This window comes from Scandinavium sp. UTDF21-P1B (genome assembly GCF_040750395.1).
Classification (GTDB): domain Bacteria; phylum Pseudomonadota; class Gammaproteobacteria; order Enterobacterales; family Enterobacteriaceae; genus Scandinavium.
This window is the reverse complement of record NZ_JBFLVD010000013.1, coordinates 70,483-90,073: the sequence shown is the minus strand read 5'-3', so window position 1 is coordinate 90,073 and position 19,591 is coordinate 70,483. Positions and strand designations below refer to the sequence as shown.

The window sequence follows — 19,591 nt, the reverse complement described above, 5'->3', positions numbered from 1 at the left end:
TTTGAGAGGGATTCTTCGTTTGCAGTATGGCTGGTGATTTGTGCCAAACGCGGACGTTGAGAATTTTAAAATCAAAGAATCAACAAGACAGCCAGTAAAAACCTGAGGAGCTAACGAAAAGACTAAACTGTGAGCCTGATACGTTTGATACAGCCAACCTCAATAAGCGATGCAGGGGAGCCTATTATTATAATCCCCTTAAAAGTTTTATTTCTCTGAGTCGTAATAACTCTGCTTCTCGCCATTCTTCCCATCTCGATCTGAGTACTTTTCTGTCAGTGTCTATAAATTCATTTAATAATAAAAGACTGACCAGGCGATCGGCACGAAAATGTCTAAAACTCTCTTTTTTTTCACACCAGGCGATGAGGAGACAATGAGTCTGGTCATAGCCAAGTACGATCGGCCAGACAACTCTTTTGGAGAGAGTTCCATCAGCGGAACGGTACTCGATCAACAGTTTTCTACCGTCACGGATTGCGGCTCTGATCTGGCGGGTGTCAGTTTTCGTTGCGATCGGCTCTTCGGGTTTTAAAGCAACCGCCGATGGGTTTAAAACACTCTGCAACTTACCCGGAATCACTGATGATATTTTTGATAATACATCCTTTGCGTTGTTGACAAGTGTGGCATCCGGCAGGCGTTGTACCAGTTCAACGCCGAGCAATAAGGCATCAAGTTCATCCGGGGTGAACATTAAAGGGGGAAAATCATAATATTCACTGAGTCTGTAGCCGGACCCGGCCTCACCTTCAACCGGAACCCGCTGTCCTGCCAAATCAGCAAGATCCCGATATACGGTGCGTTTAGATACCTCGAGCTCATCAGCCAGCCTGGCCGCCGTGACCGGGAGTTTTGTCCGTCTGAGTATCTGAATGATCTGGAAAAGTCGGTCTGCCCGCCTCATTTTTTTTACCTGTTGCCACCACGTTGTCAGCAGACCTGAGTGATGATTCTCCCGAATGCTGCACTTCTCGCAGCAATAAGGAGTAGTCTGTGAAATTAGTATCAATACGACTTATCGTACAAGATATCAACAAAGTTGTTAATTTTTATGAATTAATAACAGGATATCAGGCTGAATGGCTGGCACCGGTGTTTGCTGAAATCATAACGCCTACGGCAGTAATAGCCATTGGGAGCGAAGAAACCGTTGCTTTATTTAAAGAAGGTTGCGCCCGGCCTGCGTCCAACCACTCAGCAATTCTTGAATTTATGGTCAAGGATGTTGATAAGGCATTCATTAGATTAAAAGAATACAGTCTGGAATTTGTTCATGAACCCAAAAATATGCCTTGGGGAAACAGAACAATGCAGATTCGCGATCCTGAAGGAACGTTGGTGTCCTTCTTCACGCCAGTAACGGATATTGCCATCAGTCGTTTTAATCGATGAATATAATGCTCACTCAGGCTTGAATTTTACAATACGGGTCAACGGTAACCATCAGCAATGGCTTTATTATGTGCTAAAAGCCATTGCTGCTCTATGCTCCGCACCAATGTCAGCTTTTCGCTTATAGCAGAAGAAAGGAGGCCGCACAAAAGATGCGGCCTTCGCTGTCAGGCGACCAGTTCAGGCATTTGTGCCATCACAAACGCTAAAACTTTTTCCGCGTCGAGTGATGCATAGGGCAGACTTTCAATAATGGCAATTGAACGAGAGTTTCCAACAATGTCTTCAATTTCAGCGAGCTTATATTGAATATGCGGTGCGACAAGAAATCCGTCGAAAGCGGGAGCCACGCTGGCAAAATTTTCCAGACCCACCGCACCAACAATGAGTGGGTGGCCCTTTTTTTCCGCCAGCAGCTGCATCTTTTTGGCGAGAGAATTTGCTGTGTTTCCAAACAAACAACATATCAGAAGCTTTTTCATGTGTTTACCTCCTGAGAATTACTCACAGGATATGACTCGCAAAGCTTATAAAGTGAGGTCTACCTCATAGTTGTGTGACAAAACCATAGTCGTTGTTCCCCTGCCGGGCGCTAAGCCTGAAGCGGACGTTGGTTTAACCGTTTTGGTTCTTCTGGCATTCATTCGCAGCAGAAGGCCATGTAAAGAGAGTATGTTTAATTAACCCGATAAGCGCTTTTCTTGATGCGCCTGCTTTAGCCTGCACGGCCATGCCTTGCGCAATTGCCATCACAAAGGAGGCGAGCGTTGTGCAGTCAATCGACTCGGGCAAATCTCCCTCAAGGCGGGCCTTGTCGAAGCGTTTTTGTAACGCCAGCTGAAATTTTGCACGGCGTTTAATAAGTTCAAGACGAATGGGTTCTGCATCTTCAGAACACGCCAGTGCACCGTTTATGCCCAGGCAACCAGGATGAGCCGCATTTGTGGTCTGAAGGAAGGCGGAGCCTCTCAGGATACCTTCTACAACCTGGCGGGACGTCGGTTCATCGAGCGCCTTCGACATATATCCCATGTATTTGCTTTCATAGAGATCAAGTGCCTTCCTGAAAAAGGCTTCCTTGTTACCGAATGCTGCGTACAGACCGGGACGTGCTACACCCGTCGCGCGAGTTAAATCCTGAAATGAGGTGCCTTCATAACCTTTTTGCCAGAAGACAGAGAGCGCAGCTTCCAGAGCTTCACCTTCATCAAATTGTTTATGTCGTCCCATTTTAAGCCTTCGCCAAATTTCAATAACGATCAGTATAAAACGCTTGACGATGCACATGCAATAAAATACCGTTCGGTATGATATCGATCGGTATTGTATTTGCTATGCGCTTAATGAGTCGCGTATTAACCGGGCTCCAACCTGAATTTCAACAACAAGGTATCCAAATGAACAAGAATCTTTCTGGAAAAGTTGCCCTCGTTACTGGCGGTTCCCGTGGGCTTGGTGCCGCTACTGCTGCGGCGCTGGCAGAGCAAGGGGCGGATGTCGCTATCACCTATGTCGCTTCCGAAGAAAAAGCGTTTAGTGTTGTCTCTGCTCTCGTTAACAAAGGCGTACGTGCAATCGCGATAAAAACCGACCAGGGCGATCCTGATGGTGCTGAATTGTTAATCCGTGAAGTTAAAGAAAAACTTGGAAAACTGGATATTCTTGTCAATAACGCAGCCGTTGCTTTGCAGGGAAAGAACATAGACGCTCCTGACATCGACAATGCGGCAATGGATCGTCAGTGGGCGATTAATACGATGGGCGTCATCGCCAACATTCGTGCTGCGGTAAAGGTTCTGCCGGAAGGTGGACGTATTATTTCGGTTGGGTCTGGTCTCGGGACCCGTGTTGCTTTTCCCGGTACGACCGATTACGCCGCCAGCAAAGCGGCAATTGTCGCCTACAGCAAGGGAGCAGCACGCGATCTCGGGGCCCGCGGTATTACGGTTAATGTGGTCCAGGCGGGGCTTATGGATACGGATATGGCGTCAGAATCGAAGGATAAGCTGCCACCTATCATTATGGAGTCACATGCCATCAGGCGCTATGTAACGGTTGAAGAAGTCGCCGCCGCAATCGTATTTCTTGCCGGACCCGATGCGAGCTCAATAACAGGTTCAGTGATCGACGTTAACGGCGGCTTTACCGCTTGAGTCTTCTCTGTTTCTTTAAGGACATACCAGCCGCCTGAGCGGCTGTTCCCTTCATATCCAAATTGTATCAATGTTATCGGGGCCCGGTGTACCAAGGGTGCGTGGGACTAATGTCTTCTTTTCGTTCCAAACCCGCACCATCTGAATTTACGCCAGGATGGCGAAAGGGAAAATGTAGCGCTGAGCAATGCGATATGAATTAAGTGATCATGGCATCATGTGATTCTAAAACCCTCTAGATCGTGATTCCCCCATCAACGCTAAGAGTCGTGCCTGTGATAAACCCGGCACCTGACGAGCACAGGTAAAGAATCGCCTTTGCAATCTCTTCGGGGCGTCCGGTTCGTTTCATCGGTTGCAGGTCATTGAGAAAATTACGTCCACTCTCTTCAGCTCGCATCGCCTCGTTCATCGGCGTGTCAATCACGCCCGGGCACACTGCATTGATCCGGACTCCTTGTGAAGCAAACTCCACCGCCGCTGATTTGGTCAGCCCGATAACGGCAAATTTACTCGCGTTGTATATTGCTGACCCCGGAAAGGCCCGGAGCCCCAGGAACGAAGCGGTATTAACGATGCTTCCTCCACCGCTTTTCAGTATCGCGGGGATTTCGTACTTCATACAAAGTGCAGTACCGCGCACATTGACGGCCAGAGTACGGTCGATGTCATCAGCGGAGGTTTCAGTAATCGAAGCAGACGGGAGAAATACACCTGCGTTGTTGAATGCGAAGTGTAAGCCCCCAAATACCTCCACGGTTCGCGTGACTGAGAGCGCTACCTGTTCTTCGACAGAAAGATCGGCCTGTACAAAAAGACCTTTACCCCCAGCCTGCTCGATGAGTGTGACACTTTCTTTGCCCTCGGCCTCCCGACGTCCCACAACGGCAACCTTTGCCCCTTCCTGGGCAAATGCAAGCGCGGTGGCCCGGCCAATACCAGAGGTGCCGCCAATAACGAGTGCAACTTTATCGCTGAACGTTTTCATAGTGCTTAGTTCTCAATATTTCTGAAGGTTGCCGCACCCAGTACAGCCAGTACGAGCCGCGTCAATATGGATGAGTTACCTGAACGCTGAGAAATAACTATAGGATGCTTTATTGTTGAAGATAAGCCATGCTTTATCGCATGTATTACTGGCTAATATTCATCAATGGGATAGCTAATATGCGCACTAATCAACTGGGTGAATTGACAGCTTTTGTGGCTGTTGCCGAAGAGCGAAACTTTCGACGAGCAGCCGCGAGGCTTAACCTGACGGCCTCAACACTCAGCCATTCTTTGCGCGCACTGGAAGAACGGCTCGGTGTGAGATTGCTTAATCGCACTACCCGTACCGTTTCGCCTACCGCAGCCGGAAAGGCATTGCTTGAGAGAATTGCCCCCGCCTTTTCGACAATCGCTGAGGCAGTCGAAGAAGTGAACGTCTTTCGCCAGCATCCCCATGGCAGCCTACGGATCAACTCTCCGCGTATTGCGTACCAGATGGTTTTTATGCCCATTTCTAAGCAGTTTTCGCATGACTTCCCCGATATAACGCTGGAAATTTCTCTCAACGATAGCTTTGTGGATATCGTCAAAGAGGGCTTTGATGCCGGTATTCGTCTGCGTTCTGATATCCCGAAAGACATGAACGCAGTGCGGGTCACACAAGACTTCACCGCCGCAGTATATGGCTCACCCGATTATTTTCGCCGCTTCCCTTTGCCCCGGACGCCGCAAGATTTACAAATGCATTTATGTATTGGCCGACGTGAAATCTCCAGTGGTAACCTGTATCGATGGGAATTTGCTAAAGACGGTAAGCGCGTCGCGGTATCGGTAGAGGGCCCGCTGATACTGGACACGGTAGACATGATGATTGATGTCGCACTGCGGGGTACAGGTCTGGTATATGCCCCTGATTGCGAAGAGAATCAGCAGCATGTAGCTGCTGGCCGGCTGGTTCGCGTCCTGGCAGACTGGTCACCTACAGTCCCCGGCTTTTACCTTTATTTTCCGGGCCACAGGCAGATGCCTGCAGCGCTTAACGCATTGATTGAGACAGTTCGCGTGGATGCTGAGCTTACTGATTAAACAATAGAGAACTCGCCAGCAGGGCCTTATACATATGTTACCGGGTGCCTCCCGCTAAGCCTTTGGGTAACTCCATGACTCACAGCTTCAGTTGTACATGAAGAATATTCCAGCAGAAGAGTCATCAGGTTAATTAGCCCTGCCGCTGAGGAGGATTCATCATAAAAGGGAAGATAGCAGGAAGGGGATGAGTGAGATACGGTATTTTTTCAGCGCACAAAGAATGATTTTATCTTCAGGGTAAGTATTAAACATTTTTAATATGTCAGAAAAAAAAAGCCTGCTAATAGCAGGCTGTCAAGGTTTGTTACTCATTTTTTGTTCGCATCTGATAAATAAGGTAAGTACACAATTAAACGTGAGGCAGAGAGGATAATGAAATGCTATAAATGTTTTTAGCAATATCAGGTATTTCCTTTGAGGTCAATTCCCTGTCAGAAGTTGCTTAAATAACATCATGATCGCCGGTTAAGGAAGGAAAATCTGTGGACATAATCCGAAGATGTGTTTCCTCACCGTTTTTCAGGCTTTTCATACAGCAGGACTGCACTTCACCACATCGGTCAGCACACTCATACATGCGCAAAAATATGCTGGCCTGATATTAAGAATAAACGGATTTTCTCTGGTTTAATTTATGGGGCTGTCTACTCAGGAATAATCCTTCATCGTTGTCGCAGACCCATAAATATTTATTTATCGCAAAGTATTACATTTGTAGCAGCAGGGCCTTTGTCACCACCGTGTATTGCGAATTCAACTTTCTGCCCTTCAAATAAGGTTTTGAAGTTGTCGCCGTGAAGCGCAGAAAAATGAACGAAAACATCTTTGCTTCCATCAAGAGGAGAGATGAAACCAAAACCTTTATCTTCGTTAAACCACTTTACCAGGCCTTTAACTCTTGAGGTCATACTGGCTCCTGTCACACATGATTGTATTGATAGTAAACGTATAGTATTAAACGTATGGACTCAAAAGGAGGGGATATCAGCGATAACGCCTGGTAATGAGGACTGCCCGGAAAATGTTTTACGTTCGTTTGTACATCGAACTGATGGGGGTCATTAAGGCACGGGAAGTCATAATAAGCAAATTATATTTTAGCCGTCCGGAGGTCCTGCCAGGAAAATTAAAAGTGGCAAAAAATTATCCAGCGTGTGGTCTTTGTTTGTTTTAAAAAAGTGACTTGTTGCATAAACTGGCTGGCATTATCAAAAGTTGTGGTATTCCCAGTGGTAAATGTCTCATTACCGCTTCAGATGGCCGAAAAGACGTTCTGCTTCACATTTCAGCCGTTAACGCCTGCGGTTCAGAATTACTCATCTCAGGAAGCCGTATTGAATTTTGTCGGATCGATAGTCTCAGGGTGCCTGTGGCTGCAAATATCTCTATTTTCTGAATCTCAGTGCACCAAAATAATTAGATTAAAACTTAACCATATGTGATACGGTGAAGCTCATTCATTGAAAGGTTAATGATTATGTCCATTATCGATTATGCAATGAAACTCTTCAGCGGTGCGTCTACCACTACTGCCGTCTGCCCTGTTTGTGGCCTAAAATCAGCGCAACCGCTATCAAAAATCCGTCGCAATCAGGCCATGCTTTGCCCCGGGTGTAAGGCCCTGTTTATCTCCCGACGCTAGTTCGACCGATAAACCGCAGACAGAGCCCATATTCTATACTTAAGTTAAATTCCAGCAGCTGTTAAATCCCTGATGCCTTACGCCCATCCTGAGAGAACGTTTCTGAACTGATTTCGCAACTGCTCCTGCGTGCTAACGTTGCATCAGAGCAATGCTATGAAAATGAACCCCAGAGCGTGGTTTTACCGCTCCCGTATTCCGATGAATGCCGCTGAAAGCGTAACGTTTTCGGCGAACGATCCTGGCGGTGAAAGCACCTCGCAGTCAGAACTCTTTTCGACCGTCCAGATGGAACGCTATGGTCAGAAGCTGGCGCGGACCCATAAATTATCGCCGAATAAACTCCCTTATTACCTTCTGAAAAGGCTCGGCGACAATGAAGTCCTCATCACGCAAAACTGCTATGAACTTAACACGGCTAAAAAGACGAGTATCATGCCCGCCGGGGAGTGGTTGCTGGACAATTATTATCTGATTGAGGAACAAATCCGCACTGTCCGCCAGCACTTGCCGAAAAGCTTTGGTAAAGGTCTCCCGTCGCTGATGCCGCCGCTGAACTGTCCACGAATTTACAATATTGCCTCAGAGGCCATCGTTCACGGTGATGGCCGCTGGGATATCGCCAGCCTGACCAGCTACCTCACAGCCTATCAACAGGTGACACCGCTGACATTAGGTGAAGTCTGGGCCTTACCTGGGATGCTGCGTCTGGCGCTGATTGAAAATCTTCGTCGTATCAGCCTGGAAGTGATAAAAGCGCAGCGGGACAGAAACCTGGCAGATGCGTGGATAACAAGAATTTTCGAATGCGCAGAGAATGAGCCTGGTGATTTAATCATGGTGGTTGCCGATATGGCTCGCTCCCGTCCTCCGTTAAGCAGTGCGTTTGTCGCAGAACTGGTGCGGCGGCTGCAAGGACACGGAAACGCGCTGTCGTTACCGCTGACCTGGGTTGATCAGTGCCTTCGGGAACAGGGGATCACCACCGACGTTCTCATCCATAGCTTCAATCAACAGCTTGCCGCCAGCCAGCTATCCGTCAGTAACAGCATCGCGGGTTTGCGATTACTGAGTGAAACGGACTGGGCTGATTTTGCCGAAACGATAAGCGTTGTCGAACAAGCATTACGCAATGATCCTGCCGGTATCTATCCCCGGATGCACTTCAATACCCGGGATCATTACCGACACATTGTGGAGATCCTGGCCAGAGACAGCGGTCTCAGCGAGCCTGAGGTTGCTGACAGGGTGCTGGCGCTTTCAGGGAACAGTGCTCCCGATACACCGGAACATCATGTTGGTTATTATCTCGCGGGCGAAGGTCGACAGATGCTGGAAATTCATCTGTTGGCAGACACCTCAAGGCTCATACGCTTGCGGCACAGTTTCAACAGAATAACCCTGCTGTCATGGCTTGGAAGTCTGGCTTTGTTGACCACAGCAACGACCGCGGCAATATTGCACGAAACTGCCATGCAGGGCACAGACTGGCTGTTGATCGCGGTGATATTGCCTCTGATTATCGCTTTAACTCAGTTAATGAGCGACTTACTCAGTGACGCAACCACCCGTTTCCGCGTTCCTCGTCCCTTGCCGGGGATGGATTTTTCAACCGGTATTCCTGCTGACAGTGCCACCCTGTTAGTCATCCCTTGCATGCTGACCAGCCACGAAAGTTTCAGCCAGCTCCTCACCAATCTTGAAGTCTGCTGGCTGGGGAATGAAAACGAAAATCTCAGGTTCGCGCTGCTCACTGATTTCGCTGATTCTGATAATGAACCCTCGCCGGAAAGCCACGCGCTGCTCAGACAGGCGATCGCCGACACGCAGGCGCTGAATCGCCGCTACTCCTCCAGCCGCCCACGTTTTTATCTGCTACACCGCCAGCCTGAATGGAACCCCGCTGAAGAAAAATGGATGGGCTATGAACGCAAGCGGGGAAAACTGGCGTTGCTGAACAGCTGGTTGCGCCATCCGGGAACACAATTCGTCAGCGTTGCAGACCTACCTCCCCACCTTTTACCGGGTCACATTAAGTACGTCATTACCCTGGACAGCGATACGATGCTGCCACGCGATACGGCACACAAACTGGTCGCGACGATGGCGCATCCGCTGAATACGCCCGAGTATGATCCGGTACGCCAGAGAGTTGTCAAAGGATTTGGTATTTTACAACCCGGTCTTGCGGAGGAGATACCACGCAACGGTCAGGGGCGTTACGCAGCACTGCGCAGCAGCATACCGGGCAATAACCCCTATTCGATGATGTCTTCGGATATCTATCAGGATCTCTTTGGGGAAGGATCGTTCGTGGGCAAAGGGATTTACGATGTTGATATTTTTATGCAGGCCACTGCTAACACCTGCCCGGAAAACTTGGTTCTCAGCCATGATCTCCTCGAAGGATGCTATGCACGTTCGGGTCTGCTGAGTGAAGTGCTACTCTACGAACAATACCCTAATAATTATCTGTCAGATGTTGCACGCCGTTCACGCTGGATCCGCGGTGACTGGCAACTGCTTAACTGGCTGAAACCACGCATCAGAAAAGCTGATGGAACCCGGGCCAGGAATCCGCTGACCGCGCTTTCTTACTGGAAATTACTTGATAATCTGCGTCGCAGTCTGGTCGCTCCCTCTTTACTGGTATTGCTGTTCTTCACCCTGTCCGGGGCACCCAATCCGGTTTACTGGCTTGGCGTACTGTCGATGATATGGCTGTTGCCAGCCATCCTCTGTATCGCCCATGACCTTCTGCATAAACCTCTGCGCCGCCGCCTGAAGCCGCATCTGTTACTGGTGGGGGAGGGCGCGCTGAAGCGTTTGTCAGGTATCGGCCTTAATTTTGCGATACTGCCGCACGAAGCCGGATATTCGCTGAAGGCGATTGCCGTGACGCTATGGCGACTGGGGATCAGCAGGCGTAACCTCAGCCAGTGGGTCAGTCACGGCCTGGACAGCAATCAGGCCAGACCCACCGTTGCGCGTTTTTATCAGGCGATGTGGCTGAATGTTGCAGGTGGCGTGACGCTGACAATACTGACCGGGCAATGTGCACCACAGCTGCTGGGGATTGCGTTGCCGATCGGTTTGTTATGGTGTGTGGCGCCGCTGCTGATGAGTTGGCTGAGTCGCCAGCCCATGCGTAAGGTGTTTGCGCCAAATCAGGAACAAAAACAGCTGTTACGCCAGACAAGCCGTGAAATCTGGGCATTTTTTGAGACCTTTGCCACAGAAAAAGAGAACTGGCTTCCGCCTGATAACTACCAGGAAACGCCGCAACCGACGGTGGCCCATCGAACTTCCCCTACCAATATTGGCCTTTCCCTTATGGCTAACCTGACGGCATGGGACTTTGGCTACCTGCCCGGCGGAGAAGTGCTCCGGCGCGTGTCGCTCACGCTCGACACGCTGGATAAAATGGAGCACTACCGGGGCCATCTCTACAACTGGTATGACACCCGTACGCTGGCCCCCCTCAGCCCACGCTATATCTCAAGCGTCGACAGCGGCAACATGGCGGGGCATTTGTTGACACTGCGTGCAGGGCTGTCCGCCATGCGTCATCTGCCAGTTTTAAACAGCCAACAGATACTGGCGGGGCTGAACGATACGCTGGATATTCTGGAAAAACAGTGGGGTCAGAACCCACCTGACGGCCTGCTGCAGCTGCGCAAACACTGCCTGAACGCAGCGTTTCTCTCACCGAAGGCATTTTTCAGCGAGCTGAAAAACATGCGAACCCAGTGCAACCACCTGACCACGCAATGTCATCAGGGATCTCCCCTTCAGAAGCGTTGGGCAGGACATCTGGAGCATCAGCTGGTTCAGCTTTGCCATGAGTGGTCACTGCTGCTTGGCTGGTTACCTTCATCCTGGAACGAACAGACGCTGCCGACGCTGAGTGAGCTTGCCCGTGCGACATTTACGGGTAAAGGAACACCTACGGCGTCAGCGACGGAACAGGCCCGGATGCGACTCAATATTATCGCCGAGCTTGAACAGCGGCTGGATGAGCATGCCCGGATGGATTTCGTCTTTCTGTACAGCGAAGCAACCAGTCTGCTCAGCGTCGGTTATAACTGTGACACAAATATGCCTGACAAGAGCCACTACGATCTCCTGCCGTCTGAAATCCGCCTGACCAGTTTTCTTGCCATTGCGACTAACCAACTGCCTCTTAAAAGCTGGTACGCGCTGGGTCGACTGTTTACTACGATTGATAATGAAACTGCCCTGATGTCATGGAGCGGGTCTATGTTTGAATACCTGATGCCAAATCTGGTGATGCCTACCTGGCCCGGCAGCCTGCTCGATGAAATGAGTCAGTCGGCGGTCAGGCGCCAGATTCACTGGGGGAAAGAGCGCGGGGTACCATGGGGCGTTTCAGAGTCTGGCTATCATGCTTTTGATGTTCAGCATAATTATCAGTATCAGGCATTTGGCGTACCGGGTCTTGGTCTGCGCAGGGGGCTTGCCGATGACATGGTTGTCGCACCTTACGCCACACTGCTGGCGCTGATGGTTTCTCCACAGAGAGCCTGTGAGAACCTGTTCAGGCTGCAAAAAAATGGCGCACACGGCGAATACGGCTTTTATGAAGCGCTGGACTATACCCCTTCACGCCTCGCAACCGGTCAGCTCTATGCGGTGGTACAGTCCTGGATGGCGCATCACCAGGGTATGGCATTTCAGGCACTGGCTCATGTGCTGCTTGATGCCCCCATGACTGAACGATTCATGTCCAGTACGGTCTTCCGGTCAGCGAGCCTGCTGTTACAGGAGCGCGTGCCGGATGCGGTCGATCTGTACAGTCCCCGCCGTCATTTTGAATCTCATGAGGGCAGGGTCAAACCCGTTCGCTATGAACCCCGAATTTTTAATGGGGTGGAGACACCAGCCCCGGATATTCAACTGCTGTCCAACAGCCATTATCATCTGATGTTGACAGCGGGCGGCGGCGGCTACAGTCGCTGGAATAATATTGCTCTTACGCGCTGGCGCAGTGATACCACCTGCGATAACTGGGGAGCATTCTGCTATATCCGCGATATACAGACGGGGAATGTGTGGAGTAATACCTGGCAGCCGACTGGCTATACCAGCGGACACGACGAGGAAGTAATATTCACCGATGCGAGTGCTGAATTCAGACGCACCTTCGGGGGACTCAGCGTCAAAACTCAGATTGTGATCTCCCCGGAGGATGATATTGAGCTGCGACGACTCACACTGATTCATCGTGGTCGCCAGCCCCGCTCCCTGGAACTAACAACCTATGCCGAAGTGGTACTGGCACCTGAAGCCAGCGATCTTGCACACCCGGCATTCAGCAATCTGTTTATTCAGACCGAGCTGGATCCTGAGCGTGACGCTATTCTTTGCCGCCGGCGCCCCCGCTCCCCGGATGAACCGAGCCCTTGCCTGTTTCACATGATGGTGGTGCATGGCGATAACCGACATAACGTCTCATTTGAAACAGACAGGGCAAAATTTCTTGGCCGTGGCAGAAACCCTGCTGATGCCCTGGCAATAGAGGCGGGAGGGGCGCTCAGCAACACGTCGGGGTCCGTGCTGGATCCGATACTGGCAATACGCCACGCCATCATTCTGCAGCCGGGGCAGCCGGTCACGATTGATATCATTTATGGTGTCAGCGAGACCCGACAGCAGAGCCTGGCGCTGCTGGAAAAATATCGCGATTACCCTATCGCCGATCGCGTCTCTGAACTGGCCTGGTCTCACAGTCTGGTGGTATTACGCCAGATGAACGCCAGTGAAGATGATGCCACTTTATTTAACCGTCTCGCCAGCGCTGTGCTTTACCCTGTCCAGGAGCTACGCGCCGAAGGCCAGGCGATCGGCCGCAATCGGCGTGGTCAGTCCGGTCTGTGGGGGTGGGCCATTTCAGGCGATCTGCCGATAGTGTTGCTCGGTATTACCAGCGAGGAAGGTATCACCTCCGTTACCACACTGATTCAGGCACACCGTTACTGGAGACAGAAAGGACTGAATGTTGATTTGGTTATCCTGAATAACAGCCCCGGCGGCTACCAGCAGGAATTACAAAATAAGATTATGGATTTAATTTATGCCGGGTCTGAAGCCAGTCTGCTGGATAAAACGGGCGGTATTTTTGTCCGTAATGGTGAGCATCTCTCCGCTGAGGATAAGTTGCTTTTGATGAGCGTGGCTTGTCTTTATCTTGATGACCGCACAGGGAGTATTAATGAGCAGCTTAACCAGCGTACTCATACCCTGAAACCTCCGGCCAGGGCATTCATTCCGCGTGCTGTGCGGGAACGTAATCAACATACGGACTGGAGCCCTGATATCAGTCAGTTATGCCACTTCAATGGGTACGGTGGATTTTCTCAGGATGGTCGGGAGTATCAGATTGTCCTCCGTGAAAATGCGCAGACACCGGCTCCGTGGTCAAACGTACTGGCAAACTCCCGTTGTGGCAGTGTGATTTCAGAGGCGGGGCAGGCCTACTCCTGGTATGAGAATGCGCATGAGTACCGGTTGACACCGTGGGAGAACGATCCGGTGAGCGATCGCAGCGGCGAGGCGTTTTATCTGCGCGATGAAGAGAGCGGTGAGTATTGGTCACCGACGGCTTTGCCCGTTCGCGGACACGGTGATTACCTGACCCGTCATGGTTTTGGTTACAGCGTTTTTGCCCATCGTGAGAGTGGTATAGACAGCGAGCTGACGGTCCTGGTTGCCGAAGAGGCGCCGGTTAAACTGGTGCTCCTGACGCTCAGTAACTCTTCGGGACGGACACGTAAACTCTCCGTCACAGGCTATGTGGAGTGGACGCTCGGAGGATCACGAACTCGCTCAGCCCCTCACATTGTGACACATGCGACCAGAGCGCCTGGGGGTTGCGGGGTGCTGGCGAACAACTTTTATGGCGATAACGGTGGTGACCGTACTGCATTTTTTGCCGTCAGCGGTAATGACTGTTCACTGACAGGGGACCGCCGGGAGTTTATCGGCCGTAATGGTTCCCTGCATGCCCCGTCGGCCATGAAACTGCGCAGGCTTTCAGGTAAGACGGGTGCCGGTCTGGATCCCTGCGGGGCAGTACAATCGGCGGTGACATTAATTGATGGCGATCAGAGAACGTTTATTTTCATCCTCGGCGCAGAGGAGAATCATGCCCGTGCCCAGGAGACGCTTGCACGCTATATGAATGAGGAGACAGTTCGCCAGGAGCTGAACCGGGTTCATAACCATTGGCACAATGTGCTCGATAAAATCGTGGTTAACACTCCCGATACTTCCGTAAATTTACTGGTTAATGGCTGGCTGTTGTATCAGACAGTCGCCTCTCGCCTGTTGGCCCGCAGTGGTTACTATCAGTCTGGCGGTGCATTTGGTTTTCGCGATCAGCTGCAGGACACGCTGGCACTGAGTCATGCCGATCCGAACAGGATGCGTGAACAGATAATACTGTGCGCATCACGGCAATTTATTGAAGGTGATGTGCAGCACTGGTGGCACCCGCCACATGGCAACGGTGTGCGTACCCGCTGCTCTGATGACTACCTGTGGCTTCCGCTTGCCGTTTGCCACTATGTGGACACGACGGGAGATAAAGATGTCCTGGAAATGCGCATCCCTTATCTGGAGGGGCGTCTGCTTCAGCCTGGTGAAGAGTCTGTCTATGACACGCCGGTTATCAGCGGCACCGAAGAGACACTCTGGTTACACTGCGTCAGAGCGATTAAACATGGACTGCGGTTCGGAGAGCATGGTCTGCCGCTGATGGGTGCCGGTGACTGGAATGACGGGATGAACCGGGTGGGTATCGAAGGCAAAGGTGAAAGCGTCTGGCTGGGCTTCTTCCTGTACGACATTCTACAGCGGTTTGCGGCGCTGGCGGAGAGCAGGCAGGATGACAGTGTCGCTTCAATGTGTCGTTCGCAGTCCCTGCGCCTGCAAAACAATCTCGAAACCCACGCCTGGGATGGTGAATGGTACCGGCGCGGTTATTTTGACGATGGTACTCCCCTGGGGTCGAAAGCCTCACCGGACTGCCGGATTGATGCGATTGCGCAGAGCTGGTCTGTATTGTCCGGCTCCGCAAGTCCGGAACGGTGCGCAAAGGCCATGCAGGCGCTGGATAAGCATCTTGTGGATAACGAGGGGGGGCTGATAAAACTGTTAACGCCGCCTTTCGATGGTCACGGTCCAAATCCGGGCTACATTCAAGGGTATCTGCCCGGTGTGCGGGAAAACGGGGGGCAGTATACGCATGGTGCCATCTGGGCAGTGATGGCATTTGCCCGAATGGGGAATGCCGAACGTGCCTGGCAACTCTGGTCAATGCTCAACCCGATAAATCATACCCTGAATGAAGACTCCGTCGGGATTTATAAAGCGGAGCCTTATGTTATGAGTGCTGATGTCTACAGCGTCGCTCCCCATATCGGACGAGCAGGATGGAGCTGGTATACCGGTTCAGCAGGCTGGGCTTATCGCCTGCTTACCGAAGAGTTACTGGGGATAAAACGCTCCGGTGCTGCCTTTACTGTCCATGCCCGGTTGCCGGATGCGTGGCCATCTTTTTCTATGACATATCAATATGGCGAAAGCTATTATCAGATGACTGTTTCACGCGGCGGCGAATATCGGGTTACATTTGATGGCGTCCTCCTGCCTGATGACAGAATCCCGCTGCGGGATGATGGACAAAACCATACGGTTGAGATCGTTCAGAACTGACGCTGGCTGCAAAAGCGCATTAACGTCTGCCGTTAATGCGCTGATTATCTCTGAGAACATCGATCGCAGTCTGCATGGCGATTTTGTCATCCCGCCTTTTTTGCTTCTTCTGCATTACCTGAAGATACTCAAGTAAGGTTCGGGTATTAATTGGTCGACCCTGTTTACCCACAGTCAGTACGGCTTCACCAAGGATAATTTTCACCGGTGGCAACTGTGCCGGGTACCAGTCAAGGGTGTCTTCTGATTTCATCATAAATTTCTCATGGAAGGGTATTGTATCATAAATCAGACATTTATTTTCTAATGTCTGATGTTTTGATTCAGACATAAATCATCATAACTTAATGCAGTTATTTTTATATTAAAGCGTATGATAATTATTATATTCCCCCGAGGATTATTTATGTCTTATACAGAAGGGCTCAGACACTTTAAAGAAAGACCGGTTCATGTTGCTTGCCCGGTATGTGCGCACAGGGCCGATCAGAAAGCAGGTAAACTACGAAAAGATGCGACTCTGGAATGCCCCGCCTGCGGGCTGTTGTTCAGGCCATCAGAATGCTGGTGTATCGGCGGCTGATCGGCTCTCGCGGCTTAACGTGAGCGGTACCGGGAATGACAACATTTCTCTTGTATTACAGTTGTAGAGGGCTTGATGATGAAATCTAAAAAATCTGTTTTTATTGTAGGAGAAATCCTTTCGAACAGCCTTCATGGACAGGCTGGTCAATCTTACTGTATTCACAGGGTTAGATTTAACAATGGAAAATACGCGGTTGTTCGGGAAGCATCAGGGATGTGTTTCAAGCCTGGCGAATGTATTCAACGAAACGATTGTCAATGGTTTTATAATTTCACCCAAATTCGTCTTCTCTCATTTGAGTATCTTGATGATGATGAATCCAGAAGGCAATTTATTGAATATCAATGACAATCCCGTGAATTTTAGGTTGAATAACATTGATGGTTGACAATTTTTGCCTGGCTTCCCATATTTTTTTTACCATTAATTACCTGATTATTTATTTTTTTCTGAATTTAGACATGCTTAAACTGTCTAACACGATGTGTATCGCTAAAGACGAATTCTCTCATTCTTTTCCTTATGCGTTACAACTTTCATTAGCATTCAGGAAATTTATGTCACATCTCTTTACTCATAATTTACTCCATCCCCGCTACTGGCTTACCTGGACTGGTTTGGGTCTGCTGTGGCTTATCGTTCAACTTCCTTATCCGGTTTTACATATTCTGGGCTCTGGTCTTGGAAAAATGTCCAGACCTTTTCTGAAACGTCGGGAAGGTATTGCGATTAGAAATATCGAACTCTGTTTTCCTGAGATGACCCCGTTTGCCCGAAGTCAGATGATCAATAAAAACTTTGTTTCTCTCGGGCTGGGACTGATGGAAACTGGCATGGCCTGGTTCTGGAGCGATGCGAGAGTCAAAAAATGGTTTGATGTCGAAGGGATTGAAAACCTGACCGGCGCAACCAGAGGGGTAATGGTTGTCGGGATTCATTTCATGTCTCTTGAATTGTGCGGAAGAGTCATGGGGTTATGTCACCCTATGATGGCAACGTATCGTCCACACAATAATCCATTGATGGAATGGGTTCAGACGAAAGGGCGTATGCGTTCAAATAAAGCGATGATTAATCGACGTAATTTGTCTGGTTTTGTTCATGCGCTCAAGGCCGGTGAAGCTGTGTGGTTTGCACCGGATCAGGATTATGGGGCAAAGGGGAGCATTTTCGTACCTTTTTTCTCGGTAAAAAAAGCAGCCACGACGAATGGAACGTATGCACTGTCAAAACTCGCTGGTGCACATTTGATCACACTGAGTATGATTCGACGGAGCGATAAAAAAGGTTATCACATGTATATCAGTCATCCGTTGCCGGACTATCCTGAGGAGGACGGGGTCGCCGCAGCTGCTTATATGAATAAAATCATTGAGCGTGAAATTCTCCGTGCCCCTGAGCAGTATCTCTGGATGCATCGCAGGTTTAAAACACGTCCGGAAGGAGAAATCTCTTTATACAAATGAATCATCCTGCTTGTCATGAGTCAGAATCTATCTTTCTTGCCACTGAATGTATTTGTTAAGAATGAAATGGGTCGTTATTCAGTCTGCTCCATGTTAATAACGGCAGAACTGACAGCCATGGTTCATCAACGGAGCCTATTCGGATTTGAAGGTCCGCTTTTCGCTCTCAACGGACCCATACAAAGCTGAGAAATGCCGTCCGAAGGCGGCATTTGCACGTTATCAAGCTTCTTTTTTTGGCCGTGAATTGCGTCTAAGCGCGTTGCCTTGTCTAAGGCTAAGCATTACAGGATAGGAATGGTCAATAAGGCGGTAGCAATGACGCTCGATTTACTCTCGCACCGGGAACCCATTAAACAAAAGGTTGCAGGGCAAACATTATAACCAGCAGGTTTAGCGGCGTGACAGGCAGCAAAACCAGGCTGTTACGGCACAAGCTGTCAGAACCAATCCCAGTTGCTGCACGATACCGGCGAGTCCCAGCATTATTCCCAGCAATAAATAGTAGACCAATCCAAACAGCGCTCCGGCAGCCCCTGCCTGCTCACGATATTGGCTCAAGGCCTGGCTCAGCACGTTGGGTATCGCAATGCCATAGGCAACCACAACTCCGGCTACCGGTAAAAGGATCCACAGAGATTGCTGTAATACCCATGCCGTGACGCCAGACAACAGTGCCAGCGTGCAGGCATTTTTCACAAGTTGTTCCGGTGACAAGCCGATCGACAGCAGTTTCCGGCTCCAAAGGCTCCCCGTCAGGGAAGCAAAAGCCAGTAAGATCCCCGTCCAGCCGAATGTCCTGGAACTCCAGCCTAACTGTCCAAAAAGAAACGGTGCAAGGCTGTAGTAACTGAAAAGCATAGTATTCAGTAGCGCAACAAGCATTGCATTTTTCCAGAGTCTTCCGTCTCCTGCCATCCGGTAAACCAGCCCTCCAAACCGGGAGCTGGAAGTATTTTCCAATCGCGTTTCGGGCAGCAAGGTTGCTGTCAGCGTTAGCAGCACTATCGCCATCGTGACCAGCGCCACAAACACGCCGGTATGACTATACAGGCTGACCAGCCAGCCTCCGCTTATCAGACCGAAAATGGGGCTCACTGCCAGCGCAGCCCCCATAACGGAAAAAACGCGGGCTAACGCAGTCGATTCGTAACTGTCTCGCAGCATGGTCTGTACTACGATGGAACCTGCTGCTGCACCCACGGCAGCTATCATGCGGGCCAGGAGCAAAACGCTAAAATCTGTAGCCACAAGCGCTAGTGCGGAACCAGTGCCGTAGCAGAGCAGTCCGGCCATCATGGCTGGCCGCCGACCAATGCGGTCGCTTAATCCTCCCCAGAGTGCGACGCCGACGGCAAAAGCAACAAAATAGACCGAAAGAGTCTGAGCGGCACGTTCGCTACTCACCTGAAAAGCACGGGTAATGTCTGGCAATGCAGGGCTGTATATGGTTTCGACCAGTTGGGGAAACATTATCAGCAATGTCAGTAGCCACAAAGGTGGCCGTTGGGGGGTATTCATGGCAACTTCCTTA

General features: G+C 50.3%; 16 protein-coding genes. 9 read left to right on the top strand and 7 right to left on the bottom strand.

The window, feature by feature from the left end:
• Window positions 1–187: 187 nt before the first annotated feature.
• Entirely contained in the window at window positions 188–907 is a 720-nt protein-coding gene (locus AB1287_RS09985; protein ID WP_435617664.1) for a helix-turn-helix transcriptional regulator, read from the bottom strand.
• An 89-nt stretch (window positions 908–996) separates the two neighbouring features.
• On the opposite strand from AB1287_RS09985, the gene AB1287_RS09980 reads away from it, so the two are divergent.
• A complete protein-coding gene (locus AB1287_RS09980) occupies window positions 997–1,395 on the top strand; it encodes a VOC family protein (RefSeq protein WP_312625082.1) in 399 nt (132 codons plus the stop codon).
• A 167-nt stretch (window positions 1,396–1,562) separates the two neighbouring features.
• On the opposite strand, the gene AB1287_RS09975 is transcribed toward AB1287_RS09980, so the two are convergent.
• Together AB1287_RS09975 and AB1287_RS09970 are read right to left on the bottom strand one after the other, a co-directional pair.
• A complete protein-coding gene (locus AB1287_RS09975) occupies window positions 1,563–1,877 on the bottom strand; it encodes a PTS sugar transporter subunit IIB (RefSeq protein WP_312625084.1) in 315 nt (104 codons plus the stop codon).
• A 133-nt stretch (window positions 1,878–2,010) separates the two neighbouring features.
• Entirely contained in the window at window positions 2,011–2,682 is a 672-nt protein-coding gene (locus AB1287_RS09970) for a TetR/AcrR family transcriptional regulator (protein WP_312625086.1), read from the bottom strand.
• A 110-nt stretch (window positions 2,683–2,792) separates the two neighbouring features.
• On the opposite strand from AB1287_RS09970, the gene AB1287_RS09965 reads away from it, so the two are divergent.
• A complete protein-coding gene (locus AB1287_RS09965; protein ID WP_312625088.1) occupies window positions 2,793–3,548 on the top strand; it encodes an SDR family NAD(P)-dependent oxidoreductase in 756 nt (251 codons plus the stop codon).
• Between the two features lie 235 nt (window positions 3,549–3,783).
• Here AB1287_RS09965 and AB1287_RS09960 read toward each other — a convergent pair whose 3' ends face one another.
• Window positions 3,784–4,536 carry a glucose 1-dehydrogenase gene (locus AB1287_RS09960; protein ID WP_435617663.1) on the bottom strand — a complete coding sequence of 251 codons (753 nt, stop codon included), beginning with the start codon at window positions 4,534–4,536 and terminating at the stop codon, window positions 3,784–3,786.
• A gap of 128 nt (window positions 4,537–4,664) precedes the next feature.
• Here AB1287_RS09960 and AB1287_RS09955 point away from each other — a divergent pair, with 128 nt between their 5' ends.
• On the top strand, window positions 4,665–5,624 hold the full coding sequence (locus AB1287_RS09955) for a LysR family transcriptional regulator (protein WP_435617662.1): 960 nt from the start codon (window positions 4,665–4,667) through the stop codon (window positions 5,622–5,624).
• A gap of 692 nt (window positions 5,625–6,316) precedes the next feature.
• Here the strand turns inward: AB1287_RS09955 and AB1287_RS09950 are convergent.
• The gene (locus AB1287_RS09950) at window positions 6,317–6,535 is read right to left on the bottom strand and encodes a cold shock domain-containing protein (protein ID WP_312625091.1); all 219 of its coding nucleotides are present in this window, start codon (window positions 6,533–6,535) and stop codon (window positions 6,317–6,319) included.
• Window positions 6,536–6,810: 275 nt separating this feature from the next.
• Between AB1287_RS09950 and AB1287_RS09945 the strand changes: the two genes are divergently transcribed.
• The 3 genes from AB1287_RS09945 to AB1287_RS09935 all read left to right on the top strand — a co-directional run bounded on the left by AB1287_RS09945 (window position 6,811) and on the right by AB1287_RS09935 (window position 16,005).
• A complete protein-coding gene (locus AB1287_RS09945; protein ID WP_435617661.1) occupies window positions 6,811–7,023 on the top strand; it encodes a cold shock domain-containing protein in 213 nt (70 codons plus the stop codon).
• 75 nt (window positions 7,024–7,098) lie between these two features.
• On the top strand, window positions 7,099–7,269 hold the full coding sequence (locus AB1287_RS09940) for a YnfU family zinc-binding protein (RefSeq protein WP_435617660.1): 171 nt from the start codon (window positions 7,099–7,101) through the stop codon (window positions 7,267–7,269).
• Window positions 7,270–7,425: 156 nt separating this feature from the next.
• Window positions 7,426–16,005, top strand: coding sequence for a GH36-type glycosyl hydrolase domain-containing protein (locus AB1287_RS09935; RefSeq protein ID WP_435617659.1), 8,580 nt, complete (start codon window positions 7,426–7,428; stop codon window positions 16,003–16,005).
• A gap of 19 nt (window positions 16,006–16,024) precedes the next feature.
• Here the strand turns inward: AB1287_RS09935 and AB1287_RS09930 are convergent, their stop codons facing one another.
• Window positions 16,025–16,258 carry a hypothetical protein gene (locus AB1287_RS09930; protein ID WP_312625286.1) on the bottom strand — a complete coding sequence of 78 codons (234 nt, stop codon included), beginning with the start codon at window positions 16,256–16,258 and terminating at the stop codon, window positions 16,025–16,027.
• 120 nt (window positions 16,259–16,378) lie between these two features.
• Between AB1287_RS09930 and AB1287_RS09925 the strand changes: the two genes are divergently transcribed.
• The 3 genes from AB1287_RS09925 to lpxP all read left to right on the top strand — a co-directional run bounded on the left by AB1287_RS09925 (window position 16,379) and on the right by lpxP (window position 18,057).
• Window positions 16,379–16,588 (top strand): YnfU family zinc-binding protein, encoded by a 210-nt coding sequence (locus tag AB1287_RS09925; RefSeq protein ID WP_435617658.1) that lies wholly within the window; start codon window positions 16,379–16,381, stop codon window positions 16,586–16,588.
• Between the two features lie 75 nt (window positions 16,589–16,663).
• A complete protein-coding gene (locus AB1287_RS09920) occupies window positions 16,664–16,939 on the top strand; it encodes a hypothetical protein (protein WP_435617657.1) in 276 nt (91 codons plus the stop codon).
• A gap of 209 nt (window positions 16,940–17,148) precedes the next feature.
• Entirely contained in the window at window positions 17,149–18,057 is a 909-nt protein-coding gene (gene lpxP, locus AB1287_RS09915; protein WP_312625097.1) for a kdo(2)-lipid IV(A) palmitoleoyltransferase, read from the top strand.
• A gap of 393 nt (window positions 18,058–18,450) precedes the next feature.
• Here lpxP and AB1287_RS09910 read toward each other — a convergent pair whose 3' ends face one another.
• Window positions 18,451–19,578 carry a multidrug effflux MFS transporter gene (locus tag AB1287_RS09910; RefSeq protein WP_435617656.1) on the bottom strand — a complete coding sequence of 376 codons (1,128 nt, stop codon included), beginning with the start codon at window positions 19,576–19,578 and terminating at the stop codon, window positions 18,451–18,453.
• Window positions 19,579–19,591 lie beyond the last annotated feature (13 nt).